This is a genomic window from Clostridium sp. 1001283B150225_161107_B6 (assembly GCF_015556325.1).
Lineage (GTDB): Bacteria > Bacillota > Clostridia > Lachnospirales > Lachnospiraceae > Enterocloster.
Genome location: NZ_JADNMD010000003.1, coordinates 114,828 through 129,775 on the forward strand (window position 1 = coordinate 114,828; position 14,948 = coordinate 129,775).

Sequence of the window (14,948 nt, forward strand, 5' to 3'; positions counted from 1 at the left end):
CATACGGCTACTTCCAGTACTCCTTGTTCATGCTGCAGGCCGCGGCCAGCTTCACAGGCAGGAAACGGTAGCACCTGCCCAGACGGTAGCCCGCATATTTGAATCCGCTTTTTACAATCAGACCGGGCACCAGCCATGGACGGCGGTGGGACACAAGATAACGGGCTGTCTGCCTGACCAGACGGATTCCCTCGCCCTCTGAGCGGATGCCCCCAAAGACCTCCGGATGGTCTGCCTGGGACACAGCCAGGTCGAAATTACGGTGGAACTGGGCTGTACACCCATAATTGTGGGAATGGATAACCCTGGCCTCCGCCACATATGCCACAGCGTAATCATCCTGCAGCACTGCCTTCCCTGCAAATATCATATCTTCATTAAATATAGTCTTACTGATAAAACCGCCCTGGAACCAGAACTTTTCCCTGTCATAGGCGCAGCATACGTTGGAGGCAAAAAAAGTCTTGATGCCCAGCCGCCCCAGGTCCTCCTTGGTCTTGATGCAGCTCTCCTCCGGATAATTAAAGGACCGGGTATAGCGCTCCGCCATGGCGCAGTCCTTATCCGGCAGCTGTCTGGCATAGGCCATGATAACCGATTCCCCGCCGGGCCCTCTCTTTTTAAAGGCAGCGGTCAGGTTCTCAATCAGCCTTTCATCCGCCGGAACCGCATCATCTGTCATGAACACCATAATATCCGCCCTGCTGTAGCGGGCTCCCCTGTTTCTGGTGGCGCCGTGGTCAAACTCCTCCTTGGACAGATGATGCACTTCCAGATTGGCGATTCCCTCAAAGCCCTTATCATTCCAGTAGGACTGCTCTGTATTCATAACAATAATCTTACCTATGGGATAAGTCTGCATGGAAAGCATCTTCAAAAGCCTGGAGAACTTCTTTCCCGGCTTGTAGGTGGGTATGATTACATCCACCCGCAGCCCATGCCTTCTCTCCCGGACATCCGTCGCCTCAGTATTACGTGTTACTTCCTCCATTACCGGCATTCTCCTTTTTCTCACTCTGATAGGCGCCCGCCGTATGCAGGCCGAAACCCATCACTAATCCCATCATAAGCAGCAGATAGCAGCCTGCCGCCCCATTAATCCCAAATTTTGATACCAGAAAGCCGGATAATACCGCAGCCGCAGCCGCAGCCGCCAGATATACGGTGAATATCGCTTTCTGCCTGCGCATGATTACAAGGGCATAGTACATCAGGTTGGCCAGGGCATAGAAGCCGCCTCCCAGCACGATGATGATGAAAGCCCCGAAATAGCTGACCAGCCTTCCCTCATAACCGCTTCCAAGAATCATCTCCATTACGGACAGCACCCATCTTCCCAGAACAGCAGTGGCTCCCACTGCCAATACCGTAAGTCCCAGAATAATGGCGCCGATGTGCATAAGCTCCTTTTTAAAGCAGTCATAGTCCTTTCCGGTCCACAAATCCGTAAGCCTGGTCAGAAAGGGCCGGATTACAAAGTTGGCTACCATATAAATAACAGAGGTAGGCATAAAAATCAAGTTAAAATATCCCGACGCAGCGTTGTTCATCCTGGCGTCAATGGCATATTTGGCCGCGGAGAACACATAAAAGTCCAGAAACGCTGATATGAACAGGAATAAGGTGCTCCTAAACAGCCTTCCAGTCTTTCTCTCCCCCTTGTCCCAGTCCACTGCAGGCAGGGCGTGGATGACATCCAGATTGAACAGCGCGATTCCCACGGCCTGGGCAGCCACCGCAGCCAGACAGGATAACAAAAGATGCTCAAATGCAGCCAGCGTCACCAGAAATACGCTGACCGAGAAAAGGGTACGGAAAAAATTGGATTTTCCCGTCAGATACAGGCTTCCCTGCCGCTGGAACTCCGACTCATATACATCAGCATACCCATCTATTACCTTGTATATGACAAGCAAAATGAGAATCATGCATTTGTCCGCTGTGTAGCGCCCCATGCCGTGCATGAAGGTGAGGAATAGGGCCCCTGCTGCCAGGGCCATGACACAGGTGATATTCCTGTGCTCCAGGTAATCCCCGAAGGAATACTCGCCTGTCCCGTCCGTAATCTGGAAGGGGCGGATGCCAAAATAGGCCACTATGAACATCTGCTGTCCCAGAGTGGAAAATCCAAAGGAAAATATGCCTCCCTGGTCATCTCCCACCACCCGTATGACCAGAAAAGACAGAACCATGCTGGCCAATGCATAGACAAAACTCCCTGCAATATTCCAGACCACGTTCTGCCGTCCGATATCCGTTCCTTTATATAGTAAATGTTTTGTCAGATTTTTCATGATGTTCTCCAAGCTCCGGGGATGAATTTTCAAACAGGCCCTAGCGTTTCCTGAAATTCTGAATCATAAGGATGGAAATCAGCATCCTGGCCATATAGTGAACGGCTGTCAGCGGCTTTAAGTAGCTCTCTCCCTCCAGCCTTTCGTCAATGGTCACCTGCAGTTCCGCCACCCTGGCTCCCTGTTTAATCAGAAAAGAAACCGTGTCCGGCTCCGGCCCGTAATTCAGGTTAAGGGCAAATTCCTCTATCATTTTACGGTTGAACATGCGCATACCCGAAGTGGGGTCCGTCACCCTGGTGCCTGTGGTGAGCCGGATGGCGCCGCCTATGATTCTGCTTCCAATCATCCTGGCCGACCATCCCTTTTTCTCCGACACAAACCGGGAGCCGATGACAATGTCATACCCCTCCTCCATCTTCTGTCTCATGGCCTCAATATACTCCGGCCTGTGCTGTCCGTCCCCGTCAAACTGGATGGCGTAGCGGTACCCCTTCCTGTAGGCGTATTTCATTCCTGCCTGAAAGCAGCCTGCCAGTCCCAGATTCACAGGCAGGTCCAGAAGGTTATATCCCCTTTCCCTGCAGATTCCGGCTGTGCTGTCCCTGGAACCGTCGTTCACCACCACATAATCCAGCTGGGGAAAGCCCCGGACCAGGTCCTCCACCACCCGCTGTATGTTCTTTTCCTCGTTATAAGCCGGTATCACCAGCAGTACCTTATCCATGTTCGTCTCCTACATTCCCCTGATGATGCCGCAGATACGGTCCACATCCTCCGGAGCCAGGTCAGCGTAGCACGGCAGCGTCAGCACCCGGTCCGCCACATAGGCTGCCACCGGCGTGTCCTTGGAGGAAAACCTGCCCTCATAGCACTGGAAATCATTAATCAGGGGATAAAAATATTTCCTGGGGTATATTCTGTGCCCGGCCAGGCAGTCGTATACCTGGTCCCGGCCGGCCTTAAATCCTTCGAACAGCACAGGGAAATAGGCGTAATTGGGCGTAAGCCCTTCTTTGAACGAGGGCAGCCTGATGCCCGGTACGCCTGAAAGGCCGGATAAATAGCGCTCCACCACCAGCCTGCGCTTTTCTATCTCCTGATTCAGGTGATGCAGGTTGCAGAGCCCCATGGCTGCCTGGAATTCGTTCATCTTGGCGTTTCCGCCCACCCAGACCACATGTTCCTGGTCCACAATCCCGAAGTTCTTAAGACAGTTCAGGCGGTGCTCCATCCAGTCCTCCTGAAAGGTCACTGCGCCTCCCTCAATGGAGTTGAACACCTTGGTGGCATGAAAACTGAAGATACTGGCATCCCCAAACTCAGCCACGCTTTTCCCTTTATACCGTTCCCCAAAGGTATGGGCTGCATCGTATATCACCTTCAGCCCGTGTTTCCTGGCTATGGCCTCAATCCGCTCCACATCGCACAGATTTCCGTACACATGGACCGGTATGATGGCCGAGGTCTTATCCGTAATCAGGGATTCAATTTTTTCCGCATCCATGGTGTAATCCGTGGGATTGATGTCGCAGAACACCGGAGTCAGGTTGTTGCGCACAATGGCGTGGGTGGTGGATGCAAAGCTGAAGGGGGTGGTAATCACCTCCCCGGTAAGTTCAAGGGCCTGAATGGCCATCTCCAGGGCCATGTGCCCGTTTACAAACAGCACCATGTTCCGGATGCCCATGTACTCCTTGAGCTCCTGTTCCAGCTGTTTGTGAAAATCTCCCATATTGGTCAGCCAGGCGCTGTCCCATATGGGTTTTATCATCTCTATATATTCTTCGTAAGAAGGAAGGGAGGACCGGGTAACCAGTATCTCCTTCTCTTTATCTTCCTGTCCGTTCATAGGTCGTTTCGTCCTTTCCTGTATGCCGTCCCGCATTCCGTAGCCGGCTGCCGCGCCGTTCCATCCCCGGCGCCCTACCACCGCATCCTGCACACCACGGTCAGGAACCACACCTCTGCCAGGATAAATCCCAAAATAATCCTGGCCGCAGCCATACCGGCGGGTCCGGTTCCCAGATACTCCTTATAATAGTACAGCTTGCTCCGGTGGAGCAGTCTCTGCTTATCCACGATTCGTTTAAAGCTTTTATCAATGCTGACAGAATGGGCGTGGACATAGGACTGGTCTGTTGCCAGCACGGTCTTAAGCCCCATTTTCCTGAACTTCTGTCCCAGCACCTTCTCTTCATAATACAAAAAGATGCGTTTGTCAAATACTTCTTTTATTTCTCCCGGCGTGAGAAGGCCTGTTTTCAGCATAAAAAAGGACCCGGGAACCGCATCCACCAGGCGGCAGTCCTCATCCCCGGCATTTGGAAGCCTGTAGGCAGGCGTATTCAGCATGCCCTTAAACAGACGTCTGGTGACCAGCCCCGTATCCAGCAGGTCCTTCCACAGAGGCAGAAGGGTCCAGTAAGAAAACAGCTCCCTTCCCTGGGGGTCCTTCACCCTGGCCGAGGCAGCCACTGCGTCCCGGGTCCTGTCCAGAGCCTCCTTTACCCGCCCAATGCACCGGGGCGTCACATGGATGTCCGGATTGGCAATGATGACATAGTCCGCCTCCAGATAGCCTGCGGCGTAATTGATTCCCTCCTGGTTGCCCATACCGTAGCCGCCGTTTTGTTCCATGCGCAGCGCATGTACCTTTCCGCTGCCGTTCAGGGCTTGAAGGCGCTCCCATGAATCATCGGATGAATGGTTGTCCACCACCACCACGGAGTCCAGACACTCATAGTCCTTAACCTCCTCCACCAGGGACAGGGTGGTGGCCCAGTCATTATAGTTCAATATAATCATGCTTATCTTATCCATCGTCATTTTCCGCTTCCGGAGGCCTTCTGCTTCCTGCGGCTGTCCACCAGCCTCATGCCCAGCCTGCGGCTTATCCACAGCCTGAAAGCAGGGCACATAAGGCTCACATGGTTAAATACCCACCACATGTGCATGTACAGCCTCTTTCCCTCCTGTTTTGGGGTTCCCTTCCAGGGAGTCTTATCCAGATAATACTCGTAGAGTTTTCTGAAATGGTTGTGGTTTCCGGCTATCCAGGGCCTCTCATCCCCCAGATAATGGATGATGACAGGAGACATTCCCGCCTGCCTGTACCCATCCTCTCCCACCTCCCGGTAGGCCCTGCACATGGACACCAGTGTCCTGTACCTGAAATACCGGTAATTGGTAAAATAATTATATCGGACCGGCAGCGTCATGATTCTGCCTCTCAGAGCGCCGTTAATGGTATCCTGGTCACAGGCAAACAGGCTGCCCTGATGGCTTTTGTAAAATTCCAGCAGCTGCCCCAGCACATCCTGGTCCCTCCACGCCTCCAGGTCCATGAGCAGAACACCGGAATTGTAATAAGGCTCATCCTTCCCCATGCCGATGGATTCCTTCATCTCCCTGTAAACCGTTGGCTCCATCACCATGCCTAGCAGATGGTTTCCAAGCTCTGTCCCATACAGGGGGCGGATGCTTCCGTTGACAATGGTATCACAGTCCAGATACAATGCCTTCCTCACGTATTCCGGCAGCACCGCAGGGGCAAAGAGGCGGCCCATGGCGCTTATGTCAAATCCCCTGGTATCCACCTCGTAATCAAACCGTTCCCTCAGGTTGCCCAGCTCCGCCACATGAAGGCTGCGGCAAAACTCCCCGGCAACCGAGGCCAGACGTTCCAGACACCCTTTGCTCATTCCCACGGACAGGATATATATGTCCATCCGGGGGATGTTCCTGTTGTGGTCCAGAAGGGAATAAAGGGAGGCTGCCAGATGTCCGGCATACCCGTCGTTGGACGCATATATGATATTAACAGTTTCTGTATTCCAATCCATATTATGGCACCTATTTCTTACATTCTCTAGTCTTTCTAAGGTCATTTTGTTTACAATTTTACATTATAGCAGGTAAAAAGTAAATCACATCTGGAATTTTCCTGCCAAATATGATAGATTAAGACATGTATGGTAATCTATATAAAAATTCAGGAGGATGTTACGAATGAATAAGTTAACGAAGCGTGCTGTCGCAGCCCTTCTGTCCGGACTTCTGGTCTTAGGTCAGGCCGGACCCGCACTGGCCGCGCAGGATGATTCTAATTATGGTCCGGCTTTTTCCACAAAAGTCGAACAGACCTCCCCTGGTTCTTCAGACGGCCAGAGTGGGGACGGGCAGGGTTCCGGCCCGCAGGCAGTGGCCCCTGCCAACGCAGCCCCGGCAGAACAGTCCGATGGGGGCGGCGCTGCAGCAGACGGCAGCACCGCCGAGGCAGCAGCCGGCACGGACGGCGTGTCCTCAGCCGCCACGGACCAGAATGCGGCACAGGCAGCCGATGACTCGGCACAGGCCGACGCAGAGGCAGCCGCAGCAGCACAGTTTGCGGCAGAGGAGGCAGCCAGACAGGCAGCAGCCAACACACCCTATGTCCAGATTCAGGTACTCCGTCCGGATACCACATGGACTGACCCCGTGGTGGGCGACACCCCGGTGGAGTCAGAACAGGGTTTCCGTTCCATGTCCGTCTATCTGAACAACATCGTGGGCGACATCCTTTACAGGACATATACAAGCGCACATGGCTGGAGTGACTGGGCCATGAACGGCGGCCACACAACGGTATGGGATGACGGCGCCCTGGTAGAAGCCATCCAGATGCGTTTTATGGGCTTTGTGGGCAACACATTTGATATTTACTACTGCACGACCCTGAACGATGGGACCGAGTTAAACTGGGCGCGCAACAGCGCAACCGCAGGAACCATGGGTACAGGAAAGGTGCTGAAGGGCTTCAGGGTCTCCCTCTGGGGCAAGGGCGTGGAAGGCGCCGCCTACAACATGGAGAAACCATTGGAGGCAGCATTCCCGGACGGAATCCAGGTTGTGGACGGCGCAGTGGCATACAGCAGCGGCACCGGCGTTCCCTTTACCGGATGGGCCTGGAATGACAGGGACCGCTACTACTTTGTGAACAATGCGCCTGTAACAGGCTGGCAGTACATAGACGGTTTCAAGTATTACTTTGACGAGACCGGCAAGCTGCTGACTGATTTGGAACCGATTGTGGGCAACAGCGGCCCATTCCTCATCAGCATCAACAAGCAGATGAACTGTATGACCATCTTTGCACAGGACGGCGCCAACGGCTTCATCATCCCGGTAAAGACCTATCTTACCTCTACGGGACCTGATACGCCCATTGGAACCTTCCAGACTCCGGCCAAGTACCGGTGGCGTGATATGAACCACGGAATTTTCACCCAGTACGCAACGCGTATCTACAAGGGTTTCCTGATTCACTCCATCCTGTACAGCCGTCCGGACCCCATGACTCTGGACCCGCTGACCTATAACTATCTGGGAATCGCAGAGTCAGCAGGCTGTGTACGCCTCCTTTCCGGAGATGCCAAGTGGGTATATGACAACTGTGCCCTGGGCACCACGGTGACCATTTACAACTCGCCTAAGGCAGGTCCTTATGACCGGCCGGCCATCGAGTGGGTGATTCCGGGCGACCAGCATTGGGACCCCACAGACCCTCTCTTTGCCCAGCAGTAATTGTAAACAAGTAATCAAACATACAGCCAAAATGGCGGGGAACCGTTCATTGGAATCACTTTCCAATGAACGCCTTCCTCGCCATTTCATATACTGCCGGCATGGTGTGCTCAAATCTCAGAAAGAACCGCATCCTGGGCGTAAGCTCTTTATAATACCTTCTGTATCCGGGATTGAATATTTCCTCAAACCGCTTGGTGTTCACCATTGTCTGGTAATAAGTCCTGCGGGAAGCGCTCTCTGCCGCTTCCTTAAACCTGCCTCCCGTGGCCCTGTCAAACTGCTCATAAGTACGCTTCATGCGCTCACAGTAGGCCCTCTGCTTTCCCTCGTAGTCCCCGTTCTTTCCCTCCACTGTCCAGGAACCGGCCACGCCTACCCGGTAAGCGCTCATGGGCTCATCGAAATAATAACCATACCCATTTGCAGCCGCAATCAGCTGGATGGGCGTGTCTCCCACGGGACAGTCCACATAGTAATCAGGCAGCTCTTTTACCAGCCGGGCCGGAAAGGCCATGGACGACATGGCGTAGCCCGAAGGCTTGTCGATGATTTCCTCCGGCGGCAGGATACGGCTCTCCCTGTACGGCCTCATCTGCCCCTCTGTCAGCGCCTTTCCCACCAAATCTATCCTGGCGCTGTGGATACACAGAGTACAGTCAGGATGGGACTCCATATAATCCACCTGCTTCTGCAGTTTGTCCGGGGACAGGAAATAGTCGTCCCCATCGCACATAAAAATATACTTTCCCCTGGCCCTGGGAAAATTAAAGGCCCCGCTGATATTGTCGATACCCTGTGAATACTGGTTTTCAGTCTGAATCAGCGGCTTTACCTGGTCCGGATACCTGGCCGCGTATTCCCGGATGATATCGCTGGTTCCATCCGTAGACGCATCGTCATGGACCAGTATCTCAAATGCAAAATCCGTCTTCTGCATCAGAAAGCTGTCCAGGGCCGTCCTGATATAATTCCCATGATTGAATGTGACACAGTTGATGCTGGCCATTATGTTTGTATTTCCGGTTTCCATCCCGTCTCCCATGTCCTGTACCGCCTTCCTATGGTTCCACCCTGGTAATATATTCCTCGTATTTCCTGGCAATATACATGCCCTTGACACACTCAGCCAGTTCTATTTCCTGTCCCTCAAAGCAGCGCAGATGGTTTGTCACACAATCATATCCCGCCAGACAGGAAAACTCCACACCGCCGGAAAACCTGGGGTTGCACTCCAGCATGTGGCAGACGCCGTCCTGGTCCTCTATAAATTCCATGTTCACGCATCCCCTGACTCCCAGTAATCCTGCAATGGCCCGGCACTGTTCTTCCAGCTGCGGGTTTCTGAATACCAGGACAGAGGTTCCCGCGCCGTTGGGGGTCCGAAGAAGCTCCCTGCGGCAGACGGCCGCGCACGCCTCCTGCTCCGGACTGCGCACTACATCCACCGTTACCACCGTTCCCTTTATCATGGGCTGGACGATATAGCCAGAGGGGTCTGTTTCCTGCAGGAACCCTTCCATCTCGCGGCGGGAACCCACAAACTTAAGTCCCTGGCTGCTTCTCCCGTTATAGGGCTTGCACACGGCCGGATACCGGATTTCGTCCAGGCAGGCATCCTCCAGGCGCCTGGTAGGTATGGCAATCCCCTCCATATGCGCCTCCAGGTATTGGTACAGCTCCATCTTGTCGCGGCACAGGCCGATGCATGCCCTGTCCGACATGCATAAGATAACATCCATCTCACCGAATTCCGCACGGTGGAGGTTGAACACATCAATCTCCGCATCTGTCAGGGGAATGACGGCCTCTGCCCCTTCCTTCCGGCATATGGTCATCATCGCTTCCATAAACCGCTCTGTATCCGTTGCATAGGGAACCTGATAAAACACATCCACATTCCCGGCATCTGCAATCCATTCCCTGGGATATACATCGCAGCCTATGACCCGGATTCCATTTTCCCTGCATTTCCTGATGACGATATCAGCCGAAAAAGACCCTATAGCTGTCACAACCACTGTCCTCATTTTGCATTCCTCCTGATTGCTCTTTTTAATCCCTTTTCTTAATCCCTCTTTTTGATTGCTTTCCTCCCAACCGCTGCCATACCGGCCTCTCTCTTCCCGCTTACTTCCTTCCGGGCAGCCTGTCCATTGCCAGACCCCTGATATAACGGAACACCTCCAGTCCCAGGACCCAGGACGCCAGCGTGTACACCGCCGCCCCAAAGAAAATCTGCATTCCCAGTCCCAGCCATCCCGCGGGAACATGCCTTCCCGCCGCCATAACCGCTGCGGCCATAAGGATTGAAACAGCCACCGAGGGAATGATATCCCTCCACTGTTCCAAAATGCTGTAGTTAAGCAGCCGCTTATTGGGCCAAGCATTGATAAAGGTGCACAGGAAATCCGCCGCAGCCTTAAGAGCTACCAGCACCAGGGGATTATAGCGTATGCCCACCACCAGCACTGCCAGTCCCACCATCTTTTTCAAAATCTCCAGTTTAAGGAATATGTCACTGCGGCCCATGGCGTTCAGCGCCTGGAGATTGGCAATGTGTATGGGCCAGAAGGAATAGGCTATGCACATGATTTGCAGGAACGGAACACAGGGCAGCCACTTTTCTCCCAGCAGCAGCAGAACCATGGGGCGGGCCACCGCTATGAGTCCGGCCATCATGGGCAGCACCAGATAGGAGCTGACCGTGATGGCCCTGCGCAGCATGGACTTTACCTGCTCCGGCTCGTCCTGGCTGGCTGACAGTACTGGCAGCATTACGGACTGGATGGCGGCTCCCAGGTTGCTGACAATCAGCTTGGGGAACTGTTCTCCCCTGTTATAATTGCCCAGCATTGACTCGTTATAAATCCTGCCAATCACAAGCCCGTATATATTGTTGTACACCGTGTCCAGCAGGGAGGCGCACAGCAGTTTCCATCCAAAGGCGAACATGGTCTTAATCCGCAGAAAGCTGAACATAAGGCGGGGCTTCCAGCTGATGCTCATAAATAAAATCAGCATGTAAAAAAAGTAATACCCAATCTGCTGCCATACCAGAGCCCATACCCCCAGGCCCCTGAAGGCCATGAATATGCTGATGGCCCCGGAAATCATGGATGCCGCAAAGGAAGAAATGAACAGTCCCTTGAATTCCATGTTTCTGGACACATAGGCATTCTGTATGGAGATTACCCCTCCCGGAAACAGGACCACGGCCAGTACCCGCACCAGGGCCGTCATCTCCTGGTTGTGATAAAAGTAAGCAATGCCTGGCGCTGCCAGAAACAGCACCAGGTAAATGACAGCGGATACAGCCATGTTAAAGAAGAATACCGAAGAAAAATCCGTGTCATCCACCTTCCGCTTCTGAATCAGCGCAGTGCTGAAGCCATTCTGCACCAGCACATTGGCAATGGTGACAAATATGAGTATCACGCCTACCACACCGTACTCTTCCGGCGAGAGCAGGCGCGCCAGTATGATGGAAACCAGAAACTGGACGCCCTGGGCGCCTCCGTTTTCCATCAACTTCCAGAACAGGCCGTTTAGGACCTTTGTCGTTGTCTGTTTTTCACTCAATCCCTGTTTTCCTTCCTTTCTTTCCGGAACCGCATAACAGCCTGATTCCCCAAACGTCTCCTGAACAGGCTCTGGGTCAGTCCCCGATAAACAGCATCTGCCCCAGTGTCCGCAAAAAGGTGTTCTTAGTAAAGCCGTACTTCATGATAAGCCCCATCTTCCCCGGGCGGCTGCACCGGGGCAGCCTTATGAAAGCCTCCAGCGTTTCCCGCTGCTCCCGGCTTAAACGGCTGCCGAACATACGGTAAAAACAGTCCGCCTGTCCGAACATTTTCCTGTAATTCTCCCTGGCGCTGCTTCCGTCCTTTACACGGTCCCTGACAGAATCCAGGCTGTCCCCCTTCTCGGCTCCCAGGGCATTGCCGCCATGCTGCCTGTAATAGTACAGGGGACAGTCCACCCACCCTATCTGTCCGAAACAGGAGGCAATCAGGGCCAGCCAGGCATCGTGCATCAGACATACCCCGGGAAGCTCTCCCAGGAAGGGCAGCATTCCCCGGCTGAACATTACGGCGCCGCCGGTCACATTGTTCTGTACCAGAAGCTGGGGCAGGCGGGTGCGCTCCGGGGAGATTTTCTGATACCGGAAAAAACTGTCTGCCAGAGGCCGCAAATCCTCATCCGTCACAGTCAGGTCTGAATGCACCAGATAGGGCAGACCGCCCCTGCCCGCTGCCCTTTCCATGTCCTGCAGCTTCAGTGACAGCATCCGCGCCTTCTGAGGCATCCAGACATCATCCTGGTCGCTCAGCATAAAATACTCCGCCCCGGCCAGGCGCAGCAGGCGCTCACAGACAGACAGGCTCCCCCCCGGCTCATACTCCGACAGCAGGCCTTCACACACGCACAGCCCTCTCTCATCCGCTGCAGCGTCCCATGCCATTGTCCTGCAATCCGCCATCAGCTTAAGGATTTTCAGGAAATGGGCGGCCGCGCCCCCGGAAGGCTCCTTCCGGAAAAGCACCAGAACCCTGTCCCGGCAGCTCTCCTCGTATTCTCTCAGCAGTTCCCTGGTGCCGTCCGTGGAACCGTCATCCGATACCAGAATATGGATATCCCCGGCATCCTGTGCCAGAATAGAATCCAGCTGCTGTTTTATATATCTGCTTCCATTATAGGCAGCCACCAGAACTGTAATCATTTCGTACGTCTCTTCCTTCCATTCATCCATGGCAGCCGTGTCTCAATCAGCCATACCACCCCCGGCTCCACTGCCAGCACCAAGGCAAAAAGCAGGATATCCCACGGTGCGGCGCTTAGCACCCCCGGATAGGCCATCCTGCCGGCTGCCACCCTGAAACATGCAATGACAGGAACCAAATGGGTACACATGACAGTGAGGGAATGGGTCCCGTAATATGTAAAGAAGGGCACAAGGACCCTGCTGAAAATCCGCAGTTCCTTCCAGCGCCCATTTAAGCCCGATACCCTTTCCCCAAACATCAGTATGGTGACGGAGGAAAACCAGGCGGTCAGAATCCAGGACACCGGGTTCTTCATGGTCAGAAAATTAAAATCACACCCCGGAATCAGGACCGTGAGGGCAATACCAAAACACATAAGCAGGAATGCCGCCGCCAGGCCGGACAGGCCCTTTAAGGACCTGCATGCCCTCTGCCACGCATCGCAGGCAAATACGCCTCCCAGAGCAAGCAGGAAGCCCACCAGCCCCTTGATATACACCATGATGGGCAGATGAACGACACGCCACAGGGTGGTATCCTGCCTGGAGCTGTTGATACAGAGAATGAGGAACACGCTGGCTGCTCCCGCCGCACATGCCGCAATCCCCATGTTCCTGCGGCTGCCGTATATCATGTTTAACAGCAGCTCTGCTATGAAAATGCTGGGCAGAAACCAAAGTGTCTCCAGCCCCACCAAGGTGCCGGTATAATAGATGTCGGACATGAGTACCAGGAAGGTATACTGCTGGGGCCACACCAGGAATATCCGCGAGAGAATAAACAGCACACTGTAGCACACGTACGGAATTCCCAGGGATATAAGCCTTCTGCCTGCCATCTCCCGTGTGGATATGCCTGTCCTGTCCTTTCCGTAACGGAGCCCGTAGCGCCATCCTGTATAGACATAAAAAATAGCCAGCATGAAGAAACCATACCAGTCAGAGAGTATGCCAAGGCTGGTCTCAGCCAGACAATGGCTGGCCACCACCCCCAGCATTCCCATGCCCTTTGCCACGTCCAGATAGACCTGGCGGTCCTGTGTCTTAGTCATCTGCCGTATATCCTTCCTGTCCTTTATCCTGTCCTATCCAAATATTTCCTCTGCCCTGTTCATGGCGGACTCAATTACCTTGTCCATGTCGTAGTACTTATATTCTCCCAGACGGCCGCCAAACAATACATGGGACTCTGCCCTGGCCAGTTCCCCATACTTCTGGTACAGCTCCTGGTTCCTCTGGTCATTCACCGGATAATAGGGCTCCATGCCCTCCTGCCAGCTCACCGGATACTCCCTGGTAATTACTGTCCTGGGCTGTGTGCCGAACTCAAAATGCTTGTGCTCAATTACCCTGGTATACGGCGTTTCCCGGTCCGTGTAATTGACCACCGCCACTCCCTGGTGGTTTTCCTGGTCCAGCACCTGTGACTCAAAACGCAGGCTGCGGTATTCCAGCTTGCCGAACCTGTAGCCGTAGAACGCATCAATGGTGCCCGTGTATACCACAGTCTCTCCCAGGCTGTCATAATGTTCCCTGTGTTCCAGGTAATCCACTCCTGTCTCAATGTCGCAGCCCTCAAACAGCTTCTCCACTATGACGTTATAACCTCCTATGGGAATTCCCTGATAGGGGTCATTGAAATAATTGTTGTCATAAATATACCGCACAGGAATGCGTTTGATGATAAAGGCCGGAAGCTCCCTGCAGTCCCTGCCCCACTGTTTTTCCGTATATCCCTTGATTAATTTCTCGTACAGCTCCCTGCCCACCAGACGGATGGCCTGTTCCTCCAGGTTCCTTGGCTCCCCTGTGATTTCAGCCCTCTGTTTCTCAATGATGGCCTTTGCCTCGTCCGGCGTGGATATGCCCCACATACGGCTGAAGGTATTCATATTAAAGGGCATGTTGTACATCTGGCCCTTGTAATTAGCCACCGGGCTGTTGGTATAGCGGTTGAACTCCGCCAGGGAATTCACAAACTCCCACACCTTCCGGCTGCCGGTATGGAAGATATGTGCCCCGTATTTGTGGACATGGATGCCCTCCACGTCCTCACAGTACACGTTGCCGCCTATGTGGTTCCGCTTCTCCACCACCAGACAGCTCTTTCCGTTCTTCCTGGCATACCAGGCAAACACACCTGCATACAGACCGCTTCCCACCAATATATAATCATATTTTTTCATATCCGGATATACTCCTTTGCTCACTGCGCTCTCAGTTTTTTGTTCCCTCTGCTTCCCGTTCTCTTTGCTTTCACAATTGTACTATGTTTTACCGGAATTGTAAATGGATTATGTCCCCTGCCATCCCCTCTAAGCCGT

General features: G+C 53.6%; 13 protein-coding genes. 1 reads left to right on the forward strand and 12 read right to left on the reverse strand.

Annotation, left to right across the window (positions count from 1 at the left end; genetic code table 11):
* Positions 1 to 7: 7 nt before the first annotated feature.
* The 6 genes from I2H39_RS08965 to I2H39_RS08990 all read right to left on the reverse strand — a co-directional run bounded on the left by I2H39_RS08965 (position 8) and on the right by I2H39_RS08990 (position 6,139).
* Positions 8 to 991: a glycosyltransferase family 2 protein gene (locus I2H39_RS08965; RefSeq protein WP_138306703.1), complete on the reverse strand. Its 984-nt coding sequence runs from the start codon at positions 989 to 991 to the stop codon at positions 8 to 10.
* Complete coding sequence (locus I2H39_RS08970; RefSeq protein WP_138306702.1) at positions 972 to 2,294, reverse strand: lipopolysaccharide biosynthesis protein; 1,323 nt, start codon at positions 2,292 to 2,294, stop codon at positions 972 to 974. The genes I2H39_RS08965 and I2H39_RS08970 overlap by 20 nt, the downstream gene beginning before the upstream one ends.
* 40 nt (positions 2,295 to 2,334) lie before the next feature.
* Entirely contained in the window at positions 2,335 to 3,021 is a 687-nt protein-coding gene (locus I2H39_RS08975) for a glycosyltransferase family 2 protein (protein ID WP_138306701.1), read from the reverse strand.
* A gap of 9 nt (positions 3,022 to 3,030) precedes the next feature.
* Positions 3,031 to 4,146 carry a DegT/DnrJ/EryC1/StrS family aminotransferase gene (locus tag I2H39_RS08980; RefSeq protein ID WP_138306944.1) on the reverse strand — a complete coding sequence of 372 codons (1,116 nt, stop codon included), beginning with the start codon at positions 4,144 to 4,146 and terminating at the stop codon, positions 3,031 to 3,033.
* 74 nt (positions 4,147 to 4,220) lie between these two features.
* Positions 4,221 to 5,117, reverse strand: a complete 897-nt coding sequence (locus I2H39_RS08985) for a glycosyltransferase family 2 protein (protein WP_138306942.1) — start codon at positions 5,115 to 5,117, stop codon at positions 4,221 to 4,223.
* A gap of 2 nt (positions 5,118 to 5,119) precedes the next feature.
* Positions 5,120 to 6,139: a glycosyltransferase family 8 protein gene (locus I2H39_RS08990; protein ID WP_195626282.1), complete on the reverse strand. Its 1,020-nt coding sequence runs from the start codon at positions 6,137 to 6,139 to the stop codon at positions 5,120 to 5,122.
* Between the two features lie 166 nt (positions 6,140 to 6,305).
* On the opposite strand from I2H39_RS08990, the gene I2H39_RS08995 reads away from it, so the two are divergent.
* Entirely contained in the window at positions 6,306 to 7,859 is a 1,554-nt protein-coding gene (locus tag I2H39_RS08995; protein ID WP_138306699.1) for a L,D-transpeptidase, read from the forward strand.
* Between the two features lie 55 nt (positions 7,860 to 7,914).
* Here I2H39_RS08995 and I2H39_RS09000 read toward each other — a convergent pair whose 3' ends face one another.
* From I2H39_RS09000 to glf, 6 genes are all read right to left on the reverse strand, one after another.
* On the reverse strand, positions 7,915 to 8,904 hold the full coding sequence (locus I2H39_RS09000; protein WP_195626283.1) for a glycosyltransferase: 990 nt from the start codon (positions 8,902 to 8,904) through the stop codon (positions 7,915 to 7,917).
* Positions 8,905 to 8,920: 16 nt separating this feature from the next.
* Positions 8,921 to 9,889 (reverse strand): ATP-grasp domain-containing protein, encoded by a 969-nt coding sequence (locus I2H39_RS09005; protein WP_138306697.1) that lies wholly within the window; start codon positions 9,887 to 9,889, stop codon positions 8,921 to 8,923.
* Positions 9,890 to 9,989: 100 nt separating this feature from the next.
* Positions 9,990 to 11,441: a lipopolysaccharide biosynthesis protein gene (locus I2H39_RS09010; protein ID WP_195626284.1), complete on the reverse strand. Its 1,452-nt coding sequence runs from the start codon at positions 11,439 to 11,441 to the stop codon at positions 9,990 to 9,992.
* Between the two features lie 76 nt (positions 11,442 to 11,517).
* A complete protein-coding gene (locus tag I2H39_RS09015; protein ID WP_330640724.1) occupies positions 11,518 to 12,612 on the reverse strand; it encodes a glycosyltransferase family 2 protein in 1,095 nt (364 codons plus the stop codon).
* Entirely contained in the window at positions 12,579 to 13,676 is a 1,098-nt protein-coding gene (locus tag I2H39_RS09020) for an acyltransferase (protein WP_138306694.1), read from the reverse strand. Before I2H39_RS09020 ends, I2H39_RS09015 begins: the two co-directional genes overlap by 34 nt.
* A gap of 33 nt (positions 13,677 to 13,709) precedes the next feature.
* Positions 13,710 to 14,810 carry a UDP-galactopyranose mutase gene (glf, locus tag I2H39_RS09025; protein WP_138306693.1) on the reverse strand — a complete coding sequence of 367 codons (1,101 nt, stop codon included), beginning with the start codon at positions 14,808 to 14,810 and terminating at the stop codon, positions 13,710 to 13,712.
* Positions 14,811 to 14,948: the final 138 nt, after the last annotated feature.